21 protein-coding genes are annotated in these 22816 nt (G+C 66.1%); 11 read left to right on the forward strand and 10 right to left on the reverse strand.

Annotated features, from left to right (window positions below; translation table 11 throughout):
• The first annotated feature begins 3 nt into the window (after positions 1-3).
• From M9799_RS12615 to M9799_RS12625, 3 genes are all read left to right on the forward strand, one after another.
• Entirely contained in the window at positions 4-1302 is a 1299-nt protein-coding gene (locus tag M9799_RS12615; protein WP_231042024.1) for a hemolysin family protein, read from the forward strand.
• Positions 1303-1413: 111 nt separating this feature from the next.
• A complete protein-coding gene (locus tag M9799_RS12620; protein WP_231042025.1) occupies positions 1414-1704 on the forward strand; it encodes an H-NS histone family protein in 291 nt (96 codons plus the stop codon).
• 284 nt (positions 1705-1988) lie between these two features.
• Complete coding sequence (locus M9799_RS12625; RefSeq protein ID WP_231042026.1) at positions 1989-3197, forward strand: FAD-dependent monooxygenase; 1209 nt, start codon at positions 1989-1991, stop codon at positions 3195-3197.
• 129 nt (positions 3198-3326) lie between these two features.
• Here M9799_RS12625 and M9799_RS12630 read toward each other — a convergent pair whose 3' ends face one another.
• Both M9799_RS12630 and kynA read right to left on the reverse strand, forming a co-directional pair.
• Entirely contained in the window at positions 3327-4598 is a 1272-nt protein-coding gene (locus M9799_RS12630; protein ID WP_318530282.1) for an MFS transporter, read from the reverse strand.
• A 70-nt stretch (positions 4599-4668) separates the two neighbouring features.
• Positions 4669-5526: a tryptophan 2,3-dioxygenase gene (gene kynA, locus M9799_RS12635; protein ID WP_231042175.1), complete on the reverse strand. Its 858-nt coding sequence runs from the start codon at positions 5524-5526 to the stop codon at positions 4669-4671.
• A gap of 174 nt (positions 5527-5700) precedes the next feature.
• Between kynA and M9799_RS12640 the strand changes: the two genes are divergently transcribed.
• The 4 genes from M9799_RS12640 to M9799_RS12655 all read left to right on the forward strand — a co-directional run bounded on the left by M9799_RS12640 (position 5701) and on the right by M9799_RS12655 (position 9960).
• Entirely contained in the window at positions 5701-6126 is a 426-nt protein-coding gene (locus tag M9799_RS12640) for a hypothetical protein (RefSeq protein ID WP_231042027.1), read from the forward strand.
• A gap of 164 nt (positions 6127-6290) precedes the next feature.
• On the forward strand, positions 6291-6746 hold the full coding sequence (locus M9799_RS12645; RefSeq protein WP_231042028.1) for a CesT family type III secretion system chaperone: 456 nt from the start codon (positions 6291-6293) through the stop codon (positions 6744-6746).
• 21 nt (positions 6747-6767) lie between these two features.
• On the forward strand, positions 6768-8861 hold the full coding sequence (locus tag M9799_RS12650) for a hypothetical protein (protein ID WP_231042029.1): 2094 nt from the start codon (positions 6768-6770) through the stop codon (positions 8859-8861).
• Positions 8862-9048: 187 nt separating this feature from the next.
• Positions 9049-9960, forward strand: coding sequence for a DNA-3-methyladenine glycosylase family protein (locus tag M9799_RS12655; protein ID WP_231042030.1), 912 nt, complete (start codon positions 9049-9051; stop codon positions 9958-9960).
• Between the two features lies 1 nt (position 9961).
• On the opposite strand, the gene kynU is transcribed toward M9799_RS12655, so the two are convergent.
• The 5 genes from kynU to M9799_RS12680 form a co-directional block, all read right to left on the reverse strand.
• Positions 9962-11242 carry a kynureninase gene (kynU, locus tag M9799_RS12660; protein WP_231042031.1) on the reverse strand — a complete coding sequence of 427 codons (1281 nt, stop codon included), beginning with the start codon at positions 11240-11242 and terminating at the stop codon, positions 9962-9964.
• Positions 11239-11871, reverse strand: a complete 633-nt coding sequence (kynB, locus tag M9799_RS12665; RefSeq protein WP_231042032.1) for an arylformamidase — start codon at positions 11869-11871, stop codon at positions 11239-11241. Before kynB ends, kynU begins: the two co-directional genes overlap by 4 nt.
• Positions 11872-11907: 36 nt before the next feature.
• The gene (locus tag M9799_RS12670) at positions 11908-13287 is read right to left on the reverse strand and encodes an amino acid permease (protein WP_231042033.1); all 1380 of its coding nucleotides are present in this window, start codon (positions 13285-13287) and stop codon (positions 11908-11910) included.
• A gap of 152 nt (positions 13288-13439) precedes the next feature.
• On the reverse strand, positions 13440-14363 hold the full coding sequence (gene argF / locus M9799_RS12675; protein ID WP_231042034.1) for an ornithine carbamoyltransferase: 924 nt from the start codon (positions 14361-14363) through the stop codon (positions 13440-13442).
• A 13-nt stretch (positions 14364-14376) separates the two neighbouring features.
• Complete coding sequence (locus tag M9799_RS12680; protein WP_231042035.1) at positions 14377-15573, reverse strand: aspartate aminotransferase family protein; 1197 nt, start codon at positions 15571-15573, stop codon at positions 14377-14379.
• Between the two features lie 241 nt (positions 15574-15814).
• Here M9799_RS12680 and M9799_RS12685 point away from each other — a divergent pair, with 241 nt between their 5' ends.
• Entirely contained in the window at positions 15815-16150 is a 336-nt protein-coding gene (locus M9799_RS12685) for a DUF3579 domain-containing protein (protein ID WP_231042036.1), read from the forward strand.
• 397 nt (positions 16151-16547) lie between these two features.
• Here M9799_RS12685 and rpsT read toward each other — a convergent pair whose 3' ends face one another.
• Positions 16548-16847 (reverse strand): 30S ribosomal protein S20, encoded by a 300-nt coding sequence (gene rpsT / locus M9799_RS12690; protein ID WP_159917413.1) that lies wholly within the window; start codon positions 16845-16847, stop codon positions 16548-16550.
• Between the two features lie 110 nt (positions 16848-16957).
• Between rpsT and murJ the strand changes: the two genes are divergently transcribed.
• Complete coding sequence (murJ, locus tag M9799_RS12695) at positions 16958-18523, forward strand: murein biosynthesis integral membrane protein MurJ (RefSeq protein WP_231042037.1); 1566 nt, start codon at positions 16958-16960, stop codon at positions 18521-18523.
• A gap of 110 nt (positions 18524-18633) precedes the next feature.
• Entirely contained in the window at positions 18634-19473 is an 840-nt protein-coding gene (locus M9799_RS12700) for a SirB1 family protein (RefSeq protein WP_231042038.1), read from the forward strand.
• A 192-nt stretch (positions 19474-19665) separates the two neighbouring features.
• On the opposite strand, the gene M9799_RS12705 is transcribed toward M9799_RS12700, so the two are convergent.
• Together M9799_RS12705 and purM are read right to left on the reverse strand one after the other, a co-directional pair.
• Positions 19666-20724 carry an AI-2E family transporter gene (locus M9799_RS12705; protein WP_231042039.1) on the reverse strand — a complete coding sequence of 353 codons (1059 nt, stop codon included), beginning with the start codon at positions 20722-20724 and terminating at the stop codon, positions 19666-19668.
• A gap of 25 nt (positions 20725-20749) precedes the next feature.
• Positions 20750-21799: a phosphoribosylformylglycinamidine cyclo-ligase gene (gene purM, locus M9799_RS12710; RefSeq protein ID WP_231042040.1), complete on the reverse strand. Its 1050-nt coding sequence runs from the start codon at positions 21797-21799 to the stop codon at positions 20750-20752.
• Positions 21800-22117: 318 nt separating this feature from the next.
• Here purM and hda point away from each other — a divergent pair, with 318 nt between their 5' ends.
• Positions 22118-22816 (forward strand): DnaA regulatory inactivator Hda, encoded by a 699-nt coding sequence (gene hda, locus M9799_RS12715; protein ID WP_231042176.1) that lies wholly within the window; start codon positions 22118-22120, stop codon positions 22814-22816.

A 22816-nucleotide genomic window follows, 5' to 3' on the forward strand; every position in this document is an offset into this window, starting at 1 on the left:
TTCATGGATTTTCTGCTGATTGCGCTCTTGACCCTGCTCAATGGTGTGTTTGCGATGTCGGAATTGGCGCTGGCATCGAGCCGCAGGGCCCGCCTTGCAGGCATGGCCGAAGACGGCGACAAAGGGGCGGAAGCGGCTTTGGTGCTGCTGGAAAATCCAACCCAGTTCCTGTCGTCGGTGCAGGTGGGCATTACCTCCATCGGCATGCTCAACGGCATCATCGGCGAAGCCGCATTCAGCGATGACCTGGCCCATTGGCTGCGCAATATAGGCATGCCCGAAGGCGCATCGGGCGTGACCGCCACGGCCATCGTGGTGGCGGTAATCACCTTCATCACCATTGTTTTCGGCGAACTCGTGCCCAAGCGCATCGGCCAGCTATATCCGGAAACCGTGGCGCGGCTGATTGCGCGCCCCATGACATGGGTGGCCAGCATTGCCAAGCCTTTCGTGCGCCTGCTCTCGGCATCGACGCAGACCGTATTGACGCTGCTGCGCATCAATGATTCGGCCAGCCGCGCGGTGACCGAGGAGGAAATCGTCGCCAGCCTGGAAGAAGGCCGCGATGCCGGCGTCATTGAATTTCACGAGCACCAGATGGTGCAGAACGTATTCCGTCTCGATGACCGCTCCTTGACTTCGCTGATGGTGCCGCGCTCGGACGTGCAATGGCTCGATGCCGATTTGTCGGTGGCCGAAGGTTTGCGTCTTTCGGCCGATGGCCAGGAAAAGGGCAGCCATTCCTGGTATCCGGTATGCCGCGGATCGCTCGATGAGGTGGTGGGCGTCATCAGTGTGGCGCGCATGTTGGCGCTGGGTGCGGGTGCGCAAGGCAATTTGGGCATGCATGCCTTGCCCGCAGCGTTTCTGCCCGAAACCCTCACTGGAATGGAATTGCTCGACCAGTTGCGCGCCCGTTCGGGGCGCATGGTGTTCGTCGTCGATGAATACGGCGTGGTGCAGGGCATCATGACACCGCGCGATCTGCTCGAAGCCATTACCGGTGAACTCAAGCCCGGCGCCCATGCGGATGCCTGGGCCACGCCGCGCGAAGATGGCTCCTGGCTGCTGGACGGCGTCATGCCCATCTCGGAACTCAAGGCGCGGCTGGATATACGCGACCTTCCTGAAGAGGAGCGGGGCCGCTATAACACCATTGCCGGTCTTTTGCTGGCTGAAACCGGGCGCTTGCCTGCAGTTGGCGAAAGAATCGCCTGTGCAGGCTGGATCTTTGAAATCGTCGATCTGGATGGCAAGCGCATTGACAAGGTACTGGCAGAGAAACTGAAGGAATCCGAGTGATCGGGTTGAAAATCACCGGTTAAATGATGAGGGAAGTACGTATGCTGGAGTGGTTTTTTATTTTTCTATAATATCCAATCACTTTTTACTTCTTCTGAAGACCCTGATACCATGAATTCCTACAAAGAATTGCTCAAGCAAAAAGAAGCGCTGGAACAGCAGATTCATGAGGCGCGCAGCCGCGAGTTGTCCGAAGCCATCTCGCGCGTCCGCTCGCTGGTCGCCGAATATGAAATGACGGCTGAAGACGTTTTCCCTCCTGCGCGTGCCGCCCGCAGTACGGGCACTGGTGCCAAGGTTGCTCCCAAGTACCGCGATCCCAATACCGGCCAGACCTGGACCGGCCGTGGCAAGGCACCCAAGTGGATTCAGAACGAAGAGCGCGAGAAGTTCGCCATTTAATTGCTTGCAATTAACCAAGGGCCTGCATTGCAGGCCTTTTTAATTTTCGGCATCAAGATGTAAAAGTTACTATCTAACTGAATGGATTTTGGCCGTACAACCTTGGTCTGCGATCTGTTCGATATTATCGAACTTGCGCACGGTGCATGGTCCCTACGTCAATAGCGGCAAAACCGGCACGAAATCGCATCGATTCGAAGCACCGCGCACATAAAAGCCTGGATGGGTCCTACACGCCGGACCCGGCACCGTGCTTTATGCAAAAGCACGGGCACAATGCAGGCATGAAAAAGCAGGTGTTGATTGCCGGCGGCGGAATTGGCGGATTGGCTGCGGGTATTGGGGCGACATGCGCTGGTTGCGATGTGCGGCTGTTTGAACGCGCGCGGGAATTCAGGGAAGTCGGCGCCGGCATACAGCTGGGGCCGAACGTGGTGCGCGGGTTGCAGGCCTGGGGGTTGCAAGGGAGCCTGCAATCGGTGGCGGCGGTTCCCGAGGCCCTGCAGGCGCGCAGCGCGCTCGGCGGCCACGCGCTGGCACGCCTGCCGCTGGGCAGCGCCGCGGTGCAGCGCTATGGCGCCGCCTACTTGACGATCCACCGTGCCGATCTGCATCAATTGCTGCTGGAGGCACTGCGCCGCCATGCCGACGTGCATCTGAACCTGGGGCAGGCCATGGAGAGCTTGCGCGAGTCCGACGGGGTGGTGACCTTGCGTGGCGCCGATGGCAAGCTGGTCGAAGGCGACGCGCTGGTCTGCGCCGACGGCGTGCACAGCCGCCTGCGCACGCAGCTGCTGGGCGACGGTCCACCGCGCCCGACCGGCCATCTGGCCTACCGCGCCATGGTGCGCCAGGCCGATCTGCCGCAGCAGCTGCGCACCAGCGAAGTGACGGCGTGGCTCGGCCCCCGGCTGCATGTGGTCCAGTATCCGGTGCGCCGCGGCGAACTGCAGAACCTGGTGGTGATCGTCCAGGGCCCGGCGCCCGCGGACATGGAACGCTGGGACCACGCGGCCAACGCCGCGGACCTGGAATCTGCGCTGGCCGGCACCTGCAGCGCGTTGCAGGACTTGGTGCACGGCGTTACCGACGTGGGCGCCGAATGGCGCCTGTGGCCCCTGGCAGACCGTCCGCCGCTGCGCTCCGCGGGCGAAATGGCCCGTGGGCTGGTGGCGCTGCTGGGCGACGCGGCCCATCCCATGCGGCCCTATCTTGCGCAGGGCGCAGGCATGGCGATCGAGGATGCGGCCGAGCTGCAGCGGGCGCTGTCCATGCATGATCTCGAGATGGAACTGCGATTGAGGCGTTATGCGCTCAACCGGTGGCAGCGCAATGCGCGGGTGCAGGCCCGGTCGCGGCGTAATGGAAGGATCTTCCATGCCACCGGACCCGTGCGTTGGGGCCGGGATACCGCATTGAAGTTGCTGGGGGCGCGGATCATGGATCTGCCTTGGCTTTATCAGGGGGATGGGTCCAGGGCAAGTTCGCTGTAGGAGCTTTCGGCAGAGGCCGGGTCCCGGCCCGGCAGCCGGCTCACTTTGACGGATTCAGCAGCACGCCTGTGCCGAGGGCAGGAGCATGCAGTAAGCACCAAGCCCCAAAGCACCAAGCACGCAAATTCTTCAGCCCTGCTTCAAGCTCTCAGACTGCGGCAATGTCTGAAAAGCCGCCGCCCCCAGGCAAAGCATCCCTGCAATCCCCACCATCACCGCCCCGAATGGATCAACCCCATACCGCACAGCCACCGCCGCGAACACCCCGGTGAGCCACTGCATCAAAGCCGCCCCCAGGAACATCGCCATGGTCAGCAGCGCCATCGCGCGTCCCGTGGCCTCAGGGGGGTAGGAGGAGCGCACATGGGCGTACTGCAGTATCGAGCAGCCCGAAACGATGACGATCAGGATGATCAGCGCGACATTGAGCCAGGCGGCATGCAGCAGCCCGAGCGCCGCGAACATCAGCGCCACCGCGGACACCGCGCCCACGAGCAGCCGTCGGCGCCGCAGCGGCCCCGGGTCCATGCGCCCGAACAGGCCGGGGCTGACCAGCGAGATCAGGGACACCGTCAGCGCCAGGTGGCCGCTGGCCACCAGCGTCCAGCCGTGGCGCTCCATCAGCAGCGGGCCGAGCCAGAGCCCGCGCAGCGTCAGGAACGAGGCGTAGGTCACGAGCCCCATGGCCAGGATGCCCCAGCTGTGCGGCTGGGCCAGCAGCGCGCCGAATTCGCGCGTGGCCGCCAGCGGGCTCTGGCGCGGGCCGGGGCGTGCGCTCTGCACCGGCTCGTGCACCTTCCAGGCGATCAGCAGCCAGGACAGCAGCGACAGCAGCCCCAGTGCCGCGAAGGCCGCGCGCCAGCCATGCTGCTCGACCAGCCAGGCCAGCGGCGAGCCGGTGAACAGCATGCCGATGCCGCCCAGCCCCATGCCGATGCCGGACACGGCGGCGAATTGCGCGGCCGGGAAATGGCGCGCGATGAACACCGTGCACGCCAGAAAGGCCGGCGCGCAGCCCAGCCCGATCAGCGCCTGGCCGGCCAGCAGCCAGCCATAGCCGGGCGACCAGGCGGAGAGGGCTGCGCCCAGGATGCTCAGCGGCGCGGTCATCAGCACCGTGCGGCGCAGGCCATAGAGGTCGATGCCCACGCCCATGAACAGCTGCACGGCGCCGAAAGTCAGCGCAAACAGGCTGGCGAACAGGCCCAGCGAAGAGGGCGACAGGCCGAAGTCGGACTGCAGTGCAGCGGCAATCATTGCCGTGACGGTGCGATAGGCCTGGCTCAGGGCAAAGCCGCTGAGCAGCACGAGCAGCATGGCCCATGCCGTGTGCCTGGAAAGTGCGGGGGCGGCGCTGCTGCACGCGTCGCGCGCGGGCGTCGGGTTCGGGGTGGTCCTCATGCCTCGAGCCTAGCCGCAACCGGCGGCATCCGCTGTCGCCTCGGGCTCGGGGTAACCCCGAATCGCGCGCCTACAGCGCCGAGCGCAGGCTCCAGATCTCGGGAAACAGCACCACGTCCAGCATCCTGCGCAGATAGCCCACGCCGCTGGTGCCGCCCGTGCCGCGCTTGAAACCGATGACGCGCTCCACGGTGCTCACATGGCGGAAGCGCCAGAGCCTGAACGCGGCCTCGAGGTCGGTGAGTTCCTCGCCCAGCTGGTACAGGTCCCAATGGGTCGCGGGATCGCGGTAGACCGTGAGCCAGGCCTGCTCCACGCCAGGATCGGCGCGGTAGGGTTGGCTCCAGTCGCGCGTGCAATGGCTTTCGGGCACGGCAAGGCCGCGGCGCGCCAGCAGGCGCAGCGCTTCGTCGTACAGCGAGGGGGCGCGCAGCGCGGCATCGACCATCGCCAGCAGATCGGGCCGATGGGCATGGGGTCCGAGCATTGCGGCATTCTTGTTGCCCAGCGCGAACTCGATGCGGCGGTACTGGTAGCTCTGGAAGCCGCTCGACTGCGCGAGATAGGGGCGGATGGCGCTGTACTCCGGGGGTGTCATCGTGGCCAGCACATCCCAGGCGTGGACCAGCTGCTCCATGATCCGCGACACGCGCGCCAGCATCTTGAATGCCTTGGGCAGCTCGTCGCCCGCGACATGCGCGATGGCGGCGTGCAGCTCGTGCAGCATCAGTTTCATCCACAGTTCGCTGGTCTGATGCTGGACTATGAACAGCATCTCGTCGTGGTTCGGCGACAGCGGCTTTTGCGCCGAGAGCAACTGGTCGAGCTGCAGATAGTCGCCATAGCTCATGCGCTGGCTGAAGTCGAGCCGGGCGTGCTCCTGCTGCACGCTGGACTCAGGGTCGGACGGGGGGGACTGGAAGCTCATGGCGGCGCGGCAGGCAGTGGGCAGATCCATCATAGGCGCGTGCCGGCGCCGGCGCGCGGCATGGGTGCCGGATCGCTGCCATCCGCGGTTGTACCGCAACGCATGGGAACCCTGGGGTGGGCCAGGTTACTCACCTCAGGCTTGGCTCTTTTCAAAGGAAGGAATCGTTGCTCCATGGCGCGCCCCTACCCGCCAGCTCTTGCCGAGCTTGTCCTGCCCATTGAAGGGAATGTCCGCGGACTGGCGGCGGATAGGGTTTGCCAGAGCGTTCGGCAGTCCCCGGTGCATGAATCGTTCATGCTGGTGGTGCGGACCGCGCAAAACCTCGGGTTGGCCACCGGCATGAGCCTCGATGCCCATGAAAAGCAGTTGCAGATCGAAGGCCTGCCTTACATCGATACCACGCTGGCCTGGCTCAAGAAGGAAATTCTCACGCTGCCCGAGCACTGCGCCCCGCATCTGAGCCTTCTCGACCATCTCGTCCAGACCCAGGCGGCACTTGCCGCCGCTCTGGGGCCGCAGGGTACGCAGCCGGTCTATCCGGGGATCGAGCGCCGTGCCGCCCCACCGCCGGATGGCCCGGATTTGCCCCACGCCTGACCCGGAGCCCCTGCCAGGCGCTGGGCTCATCTGTGAGTTGACATGCGCTCTCGGATAGCGCCCGCTGCGTGCTCCGAGGCAGGCCGCGACTCGAGGGAACCACTATGCCACCGCCGTTACTCAAGGTGTGCCCTGACCTTTGTCGCTCCTGCCACTGGCGCTCCATGACCCATCCCTACCAAAATCTTTTGACGGATCTGGCCCAGCACATCGGTGTGGATCCGCCAAGCCTGCTGGCCGAGCAGGAACTGCGCATCGATGCGCTGAGCATCTTTGTGCAGCAAAGCGGTGAGGAAGAGGCGCCCGATGTGTTGCTGTGCACGGTGCTGGGCGAACTGCCGCAGCCACGGTTCGCGCAGGTGGCGCGCACGCTGCTGCAAGCCAACCATCTATGGGTGGGCACGGGCGGGGGCACGCTGGGTCTTTCGCCCGAGGGGGATACGGTGACCTGGTGCCTGCGTCTGCCCTTGCAGAAGCTGGATGCGCAAATGCTGGCGGTCTTGCTGGCGGATTTCGCCAAGCTGGGCCTGGCGTGGAGGGAGTATCTCGAGGCGGACGAGGGTGCGGCACCGGAGGCGCCGATGCAAATGCCCTCGATGATGTTCGCCATGCGGGTGTGAGCAGCGTCAGGAACGACGACCATGAATGCCATTACCCGCGCGCCCAGCGGCAGTCCTCTCGCAGCGAACCTGCGCCAGACGCCCACCGGGGCTGACAAGGCATCCGTTGCCGAACGCGGCAATGTGCATGAGACGAAGGTCGGCACGGGCGCATTGCAAGGGCACCAGATCGGTGTGGGCGATTCCGGTTCGCCACCCCAGCCCGCAGCCTCTCAACAGTTGCCGCGCGCAGTGCAGGCGGCAGTCGTGGGCGTGCAGTTGCAGGTACCGCAGACGCCGCAGGCCAGGCAGGCAATCCTCACGCGGGCCGCAGCGCAGCCGCAGCCTTTGCCCTCCAAGTCATCGCTGTATGCGCCCCAGCCTGGCGGCCTGGCGACGAACGCTGCAGTCCTCGAGAAACTGCAAGCCCATGCAAAAGCGGCTGGAACGGACCTGACTCCCAAGGAGATCGCTGGCTACGTGGCCTTGGGCGAGCACGCCGCGAATGCCCTCCAGCAGCCCGCTACAGCGCTTGCGCGGCAGCTGGGGGAGGTCGTGGTGAATACGGTGAATCCGCCCGTGGTGCTGACGCCCAACATGGAGACGGCGCGCGGCATCTCCTGGTATATAGCGGCCTGCGCAGCGCAGCAGGATGTGAACCAGCAGGCCACGGGTTCGGCCGCCATGGTCAATGGCAAGGAGGTTAGCAACCTGACGGTCAAAGGGGCCTTCGTCTTCAATGACCCCAACAACGCGATCTACAAATTCCTGCAATCCAGCCCGCTTGCCTATTCGCGCATCTCCAGCCATTTCCATGAGCGCTCGGCAAGTGACGGCATGATCGGTTCGCGGCCGGAGCAGCGCGGCATCGAGGACTATGACCGGCGGCTGCCGGGTCAGAACGGTGCCATGCTGTTCGACAAGCTGAAGGGCGCGCCCGGCAAGGAGGAAATGTTCCTCAAGTTCGAGCACACGGGATATCCCGAGGTGTCCACCAGTGCGCAGCGGGTGGACGACCAGGGCCAGGGCCTTGCCAGCGGATGGCGGGCCCTGGGGCGCAAGATCGCGCATGCGCTGAGCTTCATCCAGACCCGGTTCGAGGGGGCCATGGGCGTGAACCGCAAGGAGCATGTCCACAAGGGCCTTTTGAAGACGCCAGTGCACGAACCATTCATGCAGGTGATAAAGAGCGCAGAAAAGCTCGGGTTGTCGACGGGTGCGAGTGCGGACGCCCATAAAGAGCTGTCGAAAGAAAAGGGATTCCCCCATCTGGAGGAGACCCTGGCCCAGCTCAAGAAAACCATCGGCGCGCTGCCCGAGCTGTCCGATGAGCACCTGAGACTGCTCGACAGCCTTGTCCAGGCGCAGGCAGCCATCATCACCGTCAAGTCGGAGCTGGGGGCACAGTCGGACCATCTGGGCATCGAGCGCCGGGGCGCAGAAACGCATATCGATCTGAATCCACCGCGGGCCCATCTGGAGGCGGCGCACAAGGATTTCGTGACGTTGGAGCCCGGCTTGCGCAGTGCGCAGGGCGTGCTCGCGCCCTACGTTCCTCCGGCCGGCGTCCAGGGCAAGCACACGATTCCCGCAGGTGTGAACATCACTGCCGTGAAGGACTGGAACCGCAATGGTATTGCCATCAATGGCACTGTCTACCCCGCTTACGGCAAGAAGGATAACGTTCCGGTGCATCAGGACGGCCAGCAGTCCACTCTGGAGCAGGCGTGCAGCGCTTTCGTGCAAGCCTGCGGCAACAATCCCGTGGCGGCCGAATGGATCAGCCGGTTTGCGCACCAGGGCATGGCCGTACCCATGCTGCAATACCTCGAGCGCGAGTCGCTGGGGCCGGCAGGAACCGGGGTGATGGTGTCGCAGGGAACGCAGTCCTTCGACATCAATACGCTGCCCAATGGGTCTGTAGAAGTAACCATGAATTACCGCTACCAGAACAGTGCAGATTCCGCGCCATTGATCATCAACGGGGACCTCGTGTACATGAACGAGAAAGCCAGATTGAACGCGACGGTCACGCTGCGGTTCGACAATCCCTCGACGTACACGTCCACTCAGGTGCCGGTACCCGTCATCAGCGCGCCATTGACTTACAGCACAGCGGATTTTTCCCGGGCGTAGCACGCCGTGCCGCGTCAATGTGCTGCCCATTTCTTCGGGGTGGGCGACGCCGGGAATCCGGCCGCGCCGCAGGCGGTTTGCCCATGCCCCTGCGTGGCTGTGGCCGAGCGCGGTGCGTGCCTGCTGCACAATGGCTCCAAGGACCCACCGGCCTTTGCGGCCGGCATTGCTTTTCTGGAACCGATCCATGCCGCCTGCCTGCGCCACGCCTACGGGTTGGCATCTGCCTTTGCCGACGGATTTCCGCTCCCAGGACTTCCTGGCCTTCCATGCACGTGACCGCGAGGCGCTGGCCGAGCGGGTCGGACCGGCGTCGCTGTGCAAGGGCCTGCTCTGGCGCGGGCAGCCGGCCTGCCTGCAGATGGACTTCACGCCGGGTGCGGCGCAGGTGCAATGGCAGGTGGCGCCAGGGCAACGGACGCCGGCCGCGCAGGAAGTGCTGCCCCTGGTGCAGCGCATGCTGGGCCTGGCGCAGGATGTGGCGGCTTTCGAGGCGCGGTGGGCCGCGCATCCACAGCTCGGGCCCTTGATCGCGCGGCAGCCGGGTCTGCGCGTTCCGGTCACGGCCACGCCCTTCGAGGCGCTGGCCTGGGCCATCATGGGCCAGCAGATCAGCGTGGCGGCAGCGCTTTCGCTGCGCCGGCGGGTGATTCTCGCCGCCGGCCTGCGCCATGAAAGCGGGCTGTACTGTCATCCGCAAGCCGCGCAGCTGCTGGCGCTGGGCAGCGAGCGGCTGCGCGCGGCGGGGCTGTCGCAATCCAAGGCCCAGAGCCTGCTGGCGGTGTCCGAGGCGGTGCAATCCGGCGCCTTGCCGCTGGACGCCTGGGCGCTTTTGCCGCAACCGCCCGCGGCCGAGATCCACGCCGCGCTGCTGGCCATCAAGGGCATCGGCCCGTGGACCGTGAGCTATGCGCTGCTGCGCGGCTTCGGCTGGCTCGATGGCTCGCTGCATGGCGACGTGGCGGTGCGCCGCGGCATTGCGCAGTTGCTGCAGGCCGATGTGGACCAGCGGCGTGCGCAAGCCTGGCTGGCGCCGTTTGCGCCCTGGCGCGCGCTGGTGGCGGCGCATCTGTGGGCGATGCTGGCGATGAACGCCTGAATCAGGTGACTTTCGGGCGCTGATGGAAACGGGCTTCGCGCCATTCGCCGCTTTCCAGCACCTGGCGCAGCTGCTCCACCGCGTGCCAGACCTCCTCGAAACCCACATACAGCGGCGTGAAGCCAAAGCGCAGGATGTCCTGGTGCAGGCCGCCGTCGCCCTCGCGGAAGTCGCCGATCACGCCGCGTGCGATCAGCGCCTGGACCACGGCGCAGGCGCCGCCGCCATCGCGCGCGAAGCAGACCTGCGAGCCGCGCCTGTCATGCGCGCGTGGCGTCACCAGCGTCAAGCCATGGCCCGCGCAGCGCTGCTCGACCAGCGCGATGAACAGATCGGTCAGCGCCAGCGACTTGGCGCGCAGCGCCGCCATGCCGCCAAGCAGCTCGGCCGCGCTGAACACATCGAGCCCGCATTGCAGCGCCGACAAGCCGAGGATAGGCGGAGTGCCACACAGATAGCGGTCAATGCCCTCGGCCGGGGCGTAGCCGGGCGTAAACCGGAAGGGCGCCGCATGCCCGAACCAGCCCGCCAGCGGCTGCGCGCAGCGGTTCACGACGCGCGGATGGGCCCAGACAAAGGCCGGCGCGCCCGGGCCGCCGTTGAGGTATTTGTAGCCGCAGCCGACGGCGAAATCGGCGTCGGCCCCATGCAGGTCGATGGGCACCGCGCCCGCGCTGTGGCACAGGTCCCAGACGCAGACAATGCCGCGCGCATGGGCAGCGGCCGTGAGCCCTTCCATGTCGTGCATGGCGCCGGTGCGGTAGTTCACATGGGTCAGCAGCACGATGGCGGTTTCGTCATCGAGCGCGCCAAGGATTTGCTCCGGCTCGAGCAGCACCAGCTCCAGCCCATGCTGCGCGCAGACCGACTCGGCGATATACAGGTCGGTCGGAAAGTTGCTGCGCTCGGTCAGCAGTTTCCTGCGCGCCGGGCCGTCCTCGGCCGCAATGCGCGCCGCGGCGCTGAGCACCTTGAACAGGTTGATCGAGGTGGTGTCGGTGAACACCAGCTCGCCCTGGCGCGCGCCCAGCCAGGGCGCGAACTGGTTGCCCAGGCGCTGCGGCAGATCGACCCAACCAGCCTGGTTCCACGAGGCGATCAGCTCCTGCGACCATTCGCGCTGCACCACGTCGGCCATGCGCGCGGCCGTGGCCTTGGGCGTCGCGCCCAGAGAATTGCCATCGAGGTAGATGCGGCCTTCGGGCAGCGCGAACAGGTCGCGCAGCGGGCGCAGCGGCTCCAGGGCATCGCGCTCGCGGCAGTCTTGCAGGGTCGGTGTCATGGGAGGGCTCTCAGGACTGCGCGTACGGGGGAAGCATCGGCCTGGGTCAGCTTGAGCGGCAGCGCAATCAGCTCGTAGTCGCCCTCGGGCACGGTATCGAGCACCAGGTTCTCCAGCACGCGCAGGCCGCGCCGGCGGATCGCCTGGTGGCTCTCCAGCGCCTTGCTGCTGGCCGGATCGATGCTGGCGGTGTCGATGCCTATCAGCTGCACGCCCAGATCGGCCAGGCGCTCGATGGTTTCGGGCGCGTAGGCGGCGAGATCCTCGTCCCAGCCCGCGGGTGCGCGTTCATAGGTGCGCACCAGCACCCGCGGCGGCAGATCGGGCGTGATCGCATGCGCGAGGTCCTGCCAGCGCAGCAGCGGCCCGCGCGCAATGGCGTGGATCACGCGGCATGGGCCGAGAAAGGGTTCGAGATCGACCGCGCCGATCGCCGCGCCCTCGGGGTCGTAGTGCAGCGGCGCATCGGCATGCGCACCGATATGCGGCGACATGGTGATGGCGCTGACATTGACCGGGCAATCCGGCGTGATGGTCGCGCACCATTGCTGGCTGTAGCGCGTGTCGCCGGGGAACACCGGGCTGGCGCCGTGGATTGGCGGGGAGATGTCCCAGAGAAGCTGTGTCATGGCTGACGACTCTAACCCCCTGGCCCGCGCCGTCTGTCAGCGGCCAGGCCTTGCGCGGCGCCGAAACCAGAAAGCGTAGATCAGCAGCAGCAAGCCCAGGAAGGGCACCCCGGTCAGCAGCGTGAGATGGAATTCCTCGGTGAAATAGGTCGTGACCAGCACGCCCAGCATCAACGCCGCGCCCAGCAGCGTCAGCGCCGGGAAACCCCACATGCGAAAGGCCAGCGGGCGGCTGCCCTCGGCCTTCCAGCGCGCGCGGAAGAACAGGTGCGTGACGAACACCATGAACCAGGTGAACATCGCGCCGAACATCGCGATGCTCATCATCCAGACCAGCGACTTCTGGGGCTGCCAGACATTGAGCACCATGGCCACGGCTATGCCCATGCACGACACGGCAATGGCGCGCGTGGGCACGCCGCGCGCGTTGAGGCGGCCCAGCGCCTTGGGCGCATAGCCGCCGCGCGAGAGGCTGAACATCATGCGAGAGGTCACATACAGCTGGCTGTTCATCGCCGACAGCGCCGCCACCAGCACCACGAAATTGAGCACATGCGCGGCGCCGGGTATGCCGATGATCTCCATCACCTGCACGAAGGGGCTGCGGTCGGTGCCGGCCTGGTGCCAGGGCACGATGGCCAGCATCAGCGCCAGCGTCAGCAGATAGAACAGCACCAGCCGCAGCACCGTCGTGCGGAAGGCGCTGGTGATCGCCTGCTGCGGATCGCGCGCCTCGCCCGCGGCCACGGCAATCGCCTCCAGGCTCAGGTAGCTGAAGATCGCGACGATCACGCCGACCCAGCAGCCCCACAGGCCGTTGGGAAAGAAGCCGCCCTGCGCGGTGTAGTGGTGAAAGCCGATGTCCGGGCGCTGCGCGCCGAACACCACATAGGCGCCGATCAGGATGAAGGCGACGATGGCCACGATCTTGACCATCGAGAAGACGTACTCGACCTGGCCGAAGGCCTTGACGCTCGAGGCGTTCACCGCGATCAGCGCCGCCGAGAAGACCGCCACCCAGAGCCAGCGCGGCGATTCGGGAAACCAGTAGCCCATGTAGAGCCCGACGGCCGTGACCTCCATGCCCACGGCCAGCACCACCGCGGCCCAGTAGGCATAGCGCACGAGAAAGCCGGCCCAGGGCGCGATGTAGTGCTCGGCATAGGCACCGAACGAGCCCGAGATGGGGTGGGCCACGGTCATCTCGGCCAGGCAGCCCATCAGCAGCAGCGCGATCAGCGCGCCGATCGCATAGCTCAGCAGCACGCTCGGGCCGGCGAAGCCGATGGCAAACGCGCTGCCCATGAACAGCCCCGTGCCGATGGCGCCGCCAATCGCGATCATCACGATCTGCGCGCCGCTCAGGTGCTGCTGCAGCCCGGTCTCGCGTTGCTGTATCTCTTCAAAGGAGGGCATGGCGGAATCTTTCTGCACGCGTTGGCGGCAGGGGAAAAAGGATGCCTGCGGCAAGGCGCAAATACGCATCGCCAAATGCAGTGCGACGGGCCCGGTGCGAACGTTGGAACCGTTCGCACCGGGCCCGTCGAAGGATGACGGCCTACGCCGCTCTAGTCCACCTGCTTGCCGAGTAGCAGATACTCCATCAAGGCTTTTTGCACATGCATCCGATTCTCCGCTTCTTCCCAGACCACGGATTGCGGACCGTCGATGACCTCGGCCTCGACCTCCTCGCCGCGGTGCGCCGGCAGGCAGTGCATGAACAGCGCGTCGGGGCGCGCCGCGGCCATCATCTCGGCGTCCACGCACCAGTCGGCAAAGGCCTTCTTGCGCGCTTCGTTCTCGGCCTCGAAGCCCATGCTGGTCCAGACATCGGTCGTGACCAGGTCGGCGCCGGCGCAGGCCTCGAGCGGGTCCTTGAAGACCGCATAGCTGCCGGGATTCGCGGCCTTGCCGTTGAAGGCCAGGCGCTCGTCCACTTCATAGCCGCCGGGCGTGCTCAGATGGACCTTGAAGCCCAGCAGGTCGGCGGCCTGCAGCCAGGTGTTGGCCATGTTGTTGCCGTCGCCGACCCAGGCCACGACCCTGCCCTGGATCGAGCCGCGGTGCTCGATGAAGGTGAAGATGTCGGCCAGGATCTGGCAGGGGTGGAATTCGTTGGTCAGCCCGTTGATGACCGGCACGCGCGAGTATTCGGCAAAGCGCTCGATGCGCTCCTGGCCGAAGGTGCGGATCATCACCAGGTCGGTCATGCGGCTGATGACGCGCGCGCTGTCCTCGATGGGCTCGGAGCGGCCCAGCTGGCTGTCCGTCGAGGTCAGGTGGACCACCGAGCCGCCGAGCTGGTACATGCCGGCCTCGAAGCTCACGCGGGTGCGCGTGCTGGCCTTCTCGAAGATCATCGCCAGCGTGCGGTCGCCCAGCGTGTGGTGCTTCTCGTAAGCCTTGAATTTCTTCTTGATCAGCGCCGCGCGCTCGAACAGGTAGGCGTATTCCTCGGCGGTGAAATCGCTGAATTGCAGGTAATGCTTCATAAAGTCCTTCCGTTCAGGCCGCGAGCACGGCCTGCACCAGCGGCAGCAACCGGTCCACGATCTCGTCCGCTTCCTGCGTCGTCAGGATCAGCGGCGGCACCAGGCGGATCACGGTGTCGGCGGTCACGCTCAGCAGCAGGCCGGCTTCTGCCGCCTGGCCGATCAGCTGGCCGCAGGGCTTGGACAGCTCGATGCCGATCATCAGACCCTGGCCGCGGATGTCGACCACGCCCTCGAGGCGGCCGAGCTTCTCGCGCAGCGCGGCCTTGAGATGCTCGCCGACGCGGCTCGCCTGCTCGAGCAGGCCGTCTTCCTCCATGATGCGGATGGTCTCGATGCCCGCGCGCATGGCCAACGGGTTGCCGCCAAAGGTGGAGCCATGGTTGCCGGGCTTGAGCACCTCGGCGGCCTTGCCGTGCGCCACGACGGCGCCGACCGGCACGCCCGAGCCCAGGCCCTTGGCCAGCGTCATGACGTCGGGCACGATGCCGGCCCACTGGTGGGCGAACCACTTGCCCGTGCGGCCCATGCCGGCCTGCACTTCGTCGAGCATCAGCAGCCAGCCGCGCGCGTCGCACAGCGCGCGCACCTGCTGCAGGTATTCGGCGCGCATCGGGTGCAGGCCGCCTTCACCCTGGATCGGCTCCATCATCACGGCCGTGATGTTGTCATTGCCTTCGGTGGCCGCCAGCAGCGCCTCATAGTCGTTGGGCGCCACGCGGATGAAGCCGTCGAGCAGCGGGCCGAAGCCGTCGCGCACCTTGGCGTTGCCGGTGGCGGTCATGGTGGCGATCGAGCGGCCGTGGAAGGCATGGTCATAGACCACGATCTCGGGGCGGGCAATGCCCTTGTCGACACCGTACTTGCGCGCGATCTTGATCGCGGCTTCGTTGGCTTCGAGGCCGGTGCTGCAGAAGAACACGTTGGTCATCGACGAGCGTTCGACCAGCAGCCTGGCGAGGGTTTCCTGGCCGGGCACATGGTAGTAGTTCGAGGTGTGGATCAGCCGCGTGAGCTGCTCCTGCAGCGCCGGCACCAGCCGCGGGTGGTTGTGGCCCAGCGTGTTCACGGCAATGCCGCCGAGCGCATCGAGGTACTCCTTGCCATTCACGTCCCAGACGCGGCAGCCCTGGCCTCGCTCCAGAGCGATCGGGACGCGGCCATAGGTGTTCATCACGTGGGGCGAGGCAGCCTCAATGAAATCGGTCATTGCAAAAATCTCCCAAGAAAGCGGGGGCGGCATGGACATTGCATCCATGGCCCGGGTTGAGCGAACTACAATTTTAGTTGGACGCGGCAGGATGAAAATTGAGGAATATGCACTACAGCCGTGCGATGGGCCCATGGAGTGTCCGGTAGCCTGGGCTAACTCTTGTATAAGAGTTAGAATCTTCCATTGACCTGCCGGCGGCGATCCCGCCCGGGTCGCATCACTTTGCACAACGATATCGATGGTCTCCCCCAACTCACAAGAACTGTTCATCCAGGGTCTGACCCGGGACGGAAAAACCTTCAGGCCCAGCGACTGGGCCGAACGCCTGGCCGGCGTCATGAGCCAGTTCCGCCCTGGGGGGGCACGTCCCGGCAGCCATCTGAGCTATTCGCCCTGGTGCATTCCCACCACGCTCAACGGCACCAAGTGCGTGGTGCTGCACGCCGACCTGCGCGAGCACGAGCCCATGGCCTGGGATTTCGTGATCAACTTCGCCAAGGACAATGATCTGCAGATCGCGGAGGCTTGTTTGTTGCCGGATGTGCCGCCAAAGGGCTCGGCCGGCGGTGCCTAGTGCACGCTGCTTTTGCATCCCGACCGAGCCGGCCTTGCGCCGGCTTTTTTGTAAGCGGCGCAGTGCAGTGCTATGCGTGAGCCGTGCCCTAAAACGCCCTTCGACAGGCTCAGGGCGAACGGTGGTGGGGTATTTGGGCGGGTTTCGTCTTTACCGTTCGTGGCGAGCTTGCCTGGGCGGCCCCATCGAACCATGGACGGCCTGTCCTCAAGCAACAACCATTGAAACCGTTCGTCCTGAGCCCGTCGAAGGATGGACGGCCTGTCCTCAAGCAAGAAGCACCATTCATGACTTACAACGAAAAAACCGCCCGAAGGCGGTTTCATCGTTCGCAGACAGCGCACCCGTTACAAACGGCAGATGGCTTGCGCCATCCGTGCGATTGCTTAAATGAGCTTTAAGCGGCCAGTGCCAGGGCCTTGACCTTGGCGGACAGGCGGCTCTTGTCGCGAGCTGCCTTGTTCTTGTGGAAGATACCCTTGTCGGCAATGGTATCCAGCACGGACTGTGCCTTGGCAAACAGTTCCGATGCCTTGGTCTTGTCGCCGGCCAGAACGGCCTTTTCGACGTTCTTGACGGCGGTGCGGTACTTCGAGCGCAGCGAAGTGTTCGCAGCGTTCAGGACCACGTTCTGGCGGGCGCGCTTGCGGCCCGATGCCAGGCGGGGGTTCTTTTTCTTGGGTTTAGCAGATGCCATGATTCAAATTCCTTGAGTGTCTGAGGATGATGTCAGCGAAGCCGAAGATTGTAGCATCTGTTGTGCGCGGATGCACGGCGCCAAGCCCTTGCAGCGCATACACTGCTTGGGTGTCATTGCTCAAAGCCGCCTCCACCGTCTCGCTGCTCACGCTGGCTTCCCGGATCACCGGGCTGCTGCGCGACCTGCTCATGGCCTCCATGTTCGGCGCCAACGCGCTGACCGACGCCTTCAACGTCGCCTTCCGCATACCCAACCTGTTCCGGCGGCTGTTTGCCGAGGGGGCGTTCAGCCAGGCCTTCGTGCCGGTGCTGGCCGCGACCAAGGAGAAGGAGGGCGAGGAGGCGACGCGCCAGCTCATCGCCAACGTGGCAACGGTACTGACCTGGGCACTGGTGCTGACCTGCGTGCTGGGCGTGCTGGGGGCGCCGCTGCTGGTCTGGCTGCTGGCCAGCGGGCTGCAGCAGCAGGGCGCCAGTTATGACGCCGCCGTGCTGATGACGCGCTGGATGTTCCCCTATATCGGCTTCATGTCGCTGGTGGCGCTGTCGGCCGGCGTGCTCAACACCTGGAAGCGCTTCGTGGTGCCCGCGGCCACGCCGGTGCTGCTCAACCTCAGCATGATCGGCGCGGCGCTGGTCGGCGCGCCCTGGTTCGCCGCGCGCGGTATCGAGCCGATCTATGCGATGGCGGCCGGCGTGATGCTCGGCGGCGTGCTGCAGCTGGGCGTGCAGCTGCCGGCGCTGCGCCGGCTGGGCCTGCTGCCGCGCATCGGCCTGCGCTGGAGCGCGGTGCGCGCCGCCTGGCAGGACGCGGGCGTGCGCCGCATCCTGTCGCTGATGGCGCCGGCGCTGCTGGGCGTGGGCGTGGCGCAGGTCTCGCTGATGATCAACACGCAGATCGCCTCCTATCTGGCGCCGGGCAGCGTGTCCTGGCTGTTCTATGCCGACCGGCTGATGGAGTTCCCCACGGCGCTGCTGGGAGTGGCGCTGGGCGTGGTGCTCACCCCGCAGCTCGCCGCGGCCAGGGCGGCGGCGGATGGCGAGCGCTATTCGGCCATGCTGGACTGGGGCCTGCGCCTGGTGCTGGTGCTGGCCGTGCCCTGCGCCGTGGCGCTGCTGGTGTTTGCCGAGCCGCTGGTGGCCACGCTGTTCCACCGCGGCGCGCTGACGGAGCGCGACGTGGGCCAGATCGCGCTGGCGCTGGCCGGCTACGGCGCCGGGCTCGTGGGACTGGTGGCGATCAAGGTGCTGGCGCCTGCGTATTACGCGAGCCAGGACATCCGCACGCCGGTGATGATCGCGGTGGTGGTGTTGGTGATCACCCAGCTGCTGAACCTGGCGCTCGTGCCCTGGCTGGCGCATACCGGGCTGGCGCTGTCGATCGGTCTGGCGGCGCTGGTCAACGCGGCCTGGCTGCTGGTGGTGCTGCTGCGCCGCGGCACCTTCCGCCCGCGGCCCGGATGGGGCCGGCTGCTGCTGCAGGTGCTGGCGGCCAGCCTGCTGCTGTCCGGCTTGCTGGGCTGGAGCGCGCAGGCACTGGACTGGACCGGCCTGCGTCAGCACGACCTGCAGCGCATGGGCTGGCTGGCGCTGGCCATCGTGGCTGCGGCGCTGGTGTATTTCGGCGCGCTCTGGGCGGCGGGCCTGAAGCTGCGGCAGTTGTTGCATCGGTAGCAGTTGCTTACGCGGTTTTTCGCTGTAAGGTAGGCAGCCCCCGCGGTTTGAAAACCGGACGGGCCGCCATCCTACTTGCGCCATTGGGCGCCTGGTCGTACAAGGACAGCATGTCACTGCGTTTCGATGCGCCTTCTTCCCTGCAGTACTTTGCCACCCTGGTGCAAAGCGATGAGCAGTTGCCGCTGATGGAGGCGGCGATCTGCATCGCGCAGGATGAATTCCCCGAGCTCGACATCCAGGCCGTGCTGGCCGATATCGACCAGATGCAGATGCGCCTGACGCGCCACCTGGCGGGCGTGCACACGCCGCTGCAGCGGCTCAAGGTGGTCAACCATTTCTTCTTTGGCGAGATGGGCTTCGGCGGCAACGTCAACAACTACTACGCTCCCGAGAACAGCTATATCCCGGTGGTGCTGGCCACGCGGCGCGGCATTCCCGTGAGCCTGGCGCTGGTGTGGCTGGAGCTGGCCCAGGCCGCGGGGCTGCAGGCCGCGGGCATTTCCTTTCCCGGCCATTTCCTGCTCAAGGTGGGGCTGCCCGAGGGCCAGGTGGTCATGGATCCGCTGACCGGCACCTCCTTTTCCGCGCAGGAACTGGCGCAGCGGCTCGAGCCCTTCGGCCTGGGGCGCGGGCGCCGCGAGGACAGCATTCCCCTGGGCCTGCACCTGCAGGCGGCCACGCCGCGCGACATCCTCGAGCGGCTGCTGCGCAATCTCAAGGAAATCTACTTCGCGCAAAGCCAGTGGGCGCTGCTCACGGCCACGCTCGACCGGCTGATCGTGCTGCTGCCCGAAGACTGGGCCGAGTACCGCGACCGCGGCGCGGTGCTGGCCGAGCAGGGCCGCACGCGCGAGGCGGTGGCCGACTGGGAAACCTACCTGGAGCACGCGGGGGACCGGCCCGATGCGGGGTTGATTGCGAATCGGCTGGCGGTGTTGCGGGGGTAGGGGCGATACCGTACCAGTGGGCCAAGACTGGAGCACTGGCCGTCCATCCTTCGATCCTTCGACAAGCTCAGGATCAGGACGAACGGAGGTTTTAACCGTTCGCCCTGAGCCTGTCGAAGGGTAAACGGTCATTGGTCTAATTGTGTCTGCTACTCTTTGACGGCTCTGGAAAAACGGTGAGACAAAGGGCCCCTACACCAGCCGCCGCGCCTCGAGCTCTTTCTTCAGATACGCATAGAACAGCGGCGCCGCCACCAGCCCCGCCGGGCCGAACACCGCCTCGGCCACGAACATCACCGACAGCAGCTCCCACACGCCCATGTGCGTGCGCCGGCCGACGACCTTGGCGTTGATCACGTACTCGGCCTTGTGGATCAGGATCAGGAAGCCCAGGCAGGCGGCGGCGGCCACCGGCGACACCGACAGGCCGACCAGCGTGATGACCGCGTTGCACAGCAGGTTGCCGACGATCGGGATCAGCCCGGCGAAGAAGGTCAGCATGATCAGCGCCGGGGTATAGGGCAGCGCCAGGTCCCAGTGGGGCAGCACGAACAGCAGGAACATCGCCGTCAACACGGCGTTGAGGGTCGCAATCCAGAACTGGGCGGCAACGATCTGCGCGAAGGCCTCGCCAAACAGCATGATGCGCTGGTAGAGCGCATCGACCAGCGGCGGGCGCTGCAGCGGGATGTGGCGCACCGCGGCCAGTGCGCCGATCAGCAGGCCGACATAGGCATGCAGCAGCCCCGACAGCCAGGCCCTGCCGGCCTGGGCCAGCACCCCGGCCTTGGCGCCGAGGTAGGAGGCGATCATGGCCTGGATCTCGCGCGCGCCGTCGGGCAGCTGGCTGGCGATATCGGGCGGCAGCTTGTGGCGCAGCTCGAGCACGGTGCGCGCCAGGTAGTCGAGCAGTTCCTTGTACTGCTGCGGCGCCTCGACGATGTAGCCACGGGTATGGGGCAGGGCGCTGCTCAGCAGCGCCAGCGGCGCCAGCACGACCAGCGTGGCCGCAAGCACCTGCGCCCAGTGCGGCAGGTAGCCGGGGGCGCGGCGGCGCTGCGCACGCGCCAGCAGCCGGGCCAGCGCGCGCGTGAGCATGAAGCCCACGCAGACGCTCAGCAGGCCGGGCAACAGGCCTTGCCACATGACCAGCAGCAGGGTGCCGGCCATCAGCAGATAGCTGGCGTTGATCACGCTGCGCGAAGGTGTCTGGGAAAATTCTTCTCGGAGGACAGGAAGGTTATCGGACATCTGGGCGCAGGTGGGTCAGGCTGGGTCAGCGCACTTCGACGGGTTCGCCGTCACCGCGCGCGGCGATACGTCCGATGGTATAGACCATTTCGCCCAGGCCCTGCAAGGTGGCCGCCGTGGCCTCGGCCTGCTCGGCGGGCACCACCACGACCATGCCGATGCCGTTGTTGAAGGTGCGGTTCATTTCCACGGCATCGATGCCGGCCGTGGCCTGCAGCCAGGCGAACAGCTCGGTCTGGGGCCAGCTGCCGGCGTCGAGGTGGGCGGCCAGGCCGTCGGGCAGGACGCGAGGGATATTTTCCAGCAGGCCGCCGCCGGTGATGTGGGCCAGCGCCTTGATCGGGTGCAGGGCCAGTGCCTGCAGCACGTTCTTGACGTACAGGCGGGTGGGCTCCATCACCGCTTGCTTGAAGGGCTTGCCGTCCAGCGTTTCGGGCAGCGTGCCGCCCGCTTCGGCGCGCTCGATGCACTTGCGCACGAGGCTGAAGCCGTTGGAGTGCACGCCTGCCGAAGCCAGGCCCAGCACCACGTCGCCGGCCTGCACGTTCTGGCCCGTGAGGATCTTGGACTTCTCGACGGCGCCGACCGCGAAGCCGGCGAGGTCGTATTCGCCTTCGGGGTACATGCCGGGCATTTCGGCGGTTTCGCCGCCGATCAGCGCGCAGCCCGAGAGCTCGCAGCCGCGCGCGATGCCGCCGACCACGGCCGCGGCGGTGTCCACGTCCAGCTTGCCGCAGGCGAAGTAGTCCAGGAAGAACAGCGGCTCGGCGCCCTGCACCAGCACGTCGTTGACGCTCATGGCCACCAGGTCGATGCCCACGGTGTCGTGCATGTTCCACTCGAATGCCAGGCGCAGCTTGGTGCCCACGCCGTCGGTGCCCGAGACCAGCACGGGTTCCTGGTAGCGCTTGGGCACCTCGAACAGCGCGCCGAAACCGCCAATGCCGGCCATGACGCCTTCGCGCATGGTTTTCTTGGCCAGCGGCTTGATGCGCTCGACCAGGGCATCGCCGGCAACGATGTCGACGCCAGCGTCTTTGTAGGAAATGGGAGTGGGGGTGGCAGAGGAGCTCATGGATGGTCAGTGCAGTGGGCCCGGCAGGGGCGGAACTGGGGGATTTTACGGCCCTTGACCCTGGTCGCGGCGGGGCCTGGGCCGGGTTTCAGGGGCTTTTCACCGGGTCTGTGCAGCCCGGCTGCGTGCTTTGGTTGCGCGCGCAGACTAAAATCTGCAGCGGCGCTGCCCCGGCAGTGCCTTTCGAGCCCTGCCGCATGCACTGCGCCAGGGGCCTTTTGCTCTGTCGTCTGTGATGTTGCCGAACTTCCCCTTGCCAGCCTGTTGCGCGCGGCCTCCCCTGGTCCCAGGTAGGAGGGCGTGCCGCGTATGCCGTTCATGAAGCAGATGGCACTGGATATCGGCCTGGCAACGAGTCCCTCGCTGTCGCGCTTCTTTGCCGGCCCGAACACGGCGGTGCTGCAGCACCTGCGGCTGTGGGTCGGCGAGGGCCGCGCGGGCATGACGCGCTCGCCGGTGCCCACCTACCTGTGGGGCGAATCGGGCTCGGGCAAGACCCATCTGCTCAAATCGGTGCGCGAAGCGCTGCGCGAGCAGGGGGCCATCGTGGGCTGGCTGGATGCGACCATCGGTTATCCGCCTGAGTTCGACGAGCGCTGGTCGGCGGTGCTGATGGACGATGTGCACCTGTACACCCCGATGCAGCAGGCACGCGCCTTCAACTGGTTCGTCAATGCCACCAGCCCCGCCACAGGCATCCCGCGCTGGGTGCTGGCGGCCGGCGAGACGCCGCCGGCGGACCTGAAGCTGCGCGAGGACCTGCGCAGCCGCCTGGGCTGGGGCCATGTGTTCCAGCTGCACCTGCTGGACGAACCCGCGCGCCGCGCGGTGCTGCGCCAGGAGGCCGATTCGCGCGGCGTGTTCCTCGGCGACGACGTGATGGACTACATGCTCAAGCGCTTCTCGCGCGACCTGGGCAGCCTCATGCAGTTGCTCGACATGCTCGATGGCTTTGCCTTGCGCAACAAGCGCGCCATCACCATTCCACTGCTCAAGACGATGTTGGAGACCGAGTAG

The organism is Comamonas endophytica, from assembly GCF_023634805.2.
Lineage (GTDB): Bacteria > Pseudomonadota > Gammaproteobacteria > Burkholderiales > Burkholderiaceae_C > Comamonas > Comamonas endophytica.

Bases quoted from the DNA above. Each gene is read 5' to 3' on its own strand.
- M9799_RS12615 (WP_231042024.1), top strand. From the start codon at position 4: ATGGATTTTCTGCTGATTGCGCTCTTGACCCTGCTCAATGGTGTGTTT.
- M9799_RS12620 (WP_231042025.1), top strand. From the start codon at position 1,414: ATGAATTCCTACAAAGAATTGCTCAAGCAAAAAGAAGCGCTGGAACAG.
- M9799_RS12625 (WP_231042026.1), top strand. From the start codon at position 1,989: ATGAAAAAGCAGGTGTTGATTGCCGGCGGCGGAATTGGCGGATTGGCT.
- M9799_RS12630 (WP_318530282.1), bottom strand. From the start codon at position 4,598: ATGAGGACCACCCCGAACCCGACGCCCGCGCGCGACGCGTGCAGCAGC.
- kynA (WP_231042175.1), bottom strand. From the start codon at position 5,526: ATGAGCTTCCAGTCCCCCCCGTCCGACCCTGAGTCCAGCGTGCAGCAG.
- M9799_RS12640 (WP_231042027.1), top strand. From the start codon at position 5,701: ATGGCGCGCCCCTACCCGCCAGCTCTTGCCGAGCTTGTCCTGCCCATT.
- M9799_RS12645 (WP_231042028.1), top strand. From the start codon at position 6,291: ATGACCCATCCCTACCAAAATCTTTTGACGGATCTGGCCCAGCACATC.
- M9799_RS12650 (WP_231042029.1), top strand. From the start codon at position 6,768: ATGAATGCCATTACCCGCGCGCCCAGCGGCAGTCCTCTCGCAGCGAAC.
- M9799_RS12655 (WP_231042030.1), top strand. From the start codon at position 9,049: ATGCCGCCTGCCTGCGCCACGCCTACGGGTTGGCATCTGCCTTTGCCG.
- kynU (WP_231042031.1), bottom strand. From the start codon at position 11,242: ATGACACCGACCCTGCAAGACTGCCGCGAGCGCGATGCCCTGGAGCCG.
- kynB (WP_231042032.1), bottom strand. From the start codon at position 11,871: ATGACACAGCTTCTCTGGGACATCTCCCCGCCAATCCACGGCGCCAGC.
- M9799_RS12670 (WP_231042033.1), bottom strand. From the start codon at position 13,287: ATGCCCTCCTTTGAAGAGATACAGCAACGCGAGACCGGGCTGCAGCAG.
- argF (WP_231042034.1), bottom strand. From the start codon at position 14,363: ATGAAGCATTACCTGCAATTCAGCGATTTCACCGCCGAGGAATACGCC.
- M9799_RS12680 (WP_231042035.1), bottom strand. From the start codon at position 15,573: ATGACCGATTTCATTGAGGCTGCCTCGCCCCACGTGATGAACACCTAT.
- M9799_RS12685 (WP_231042036.1), top strand. From the start codon at position 15,815: ATGGTCTCCCCCAACTCACAAGAACTGTTCATCCAGGGTCTGACCCGG.
- rpsT (WP_159917413.1), bottom strand. From the start codon at position 16,847: ATGGCATCTGCTAAACCCAAGAAAAAGAACCCCCGCCTGGCATCGGGC.
- M9799_RS12700 (WP_231042038.1), top strand. From the start codon at position 18,634: ATGTCACTGCGTTTCGATGCGCCTTCTTCCCTGCAGTACTTTGCCACC.
- M9799_RS12705 (WP_231042039.1), bottom strand. From the start codon at position 20,724: ATGTCCGATAACCTTCCTGTCCTCCGAGAAGAATTTTCCCAGACACCT.
- purM (WP_231042040.1), bottom strand. From the start codon at position 21,799: ATGAGCTCCTCTGCCACCCCCACTCCCATTTCCTACAAAGACGCTGGC.
- hda (WP_231042176.1), top strand. From the start codon at position 22,118: ATGAAGCAGATGGCACTGGATATCGGCCTGGCAACGAGTCCCTCGCTG.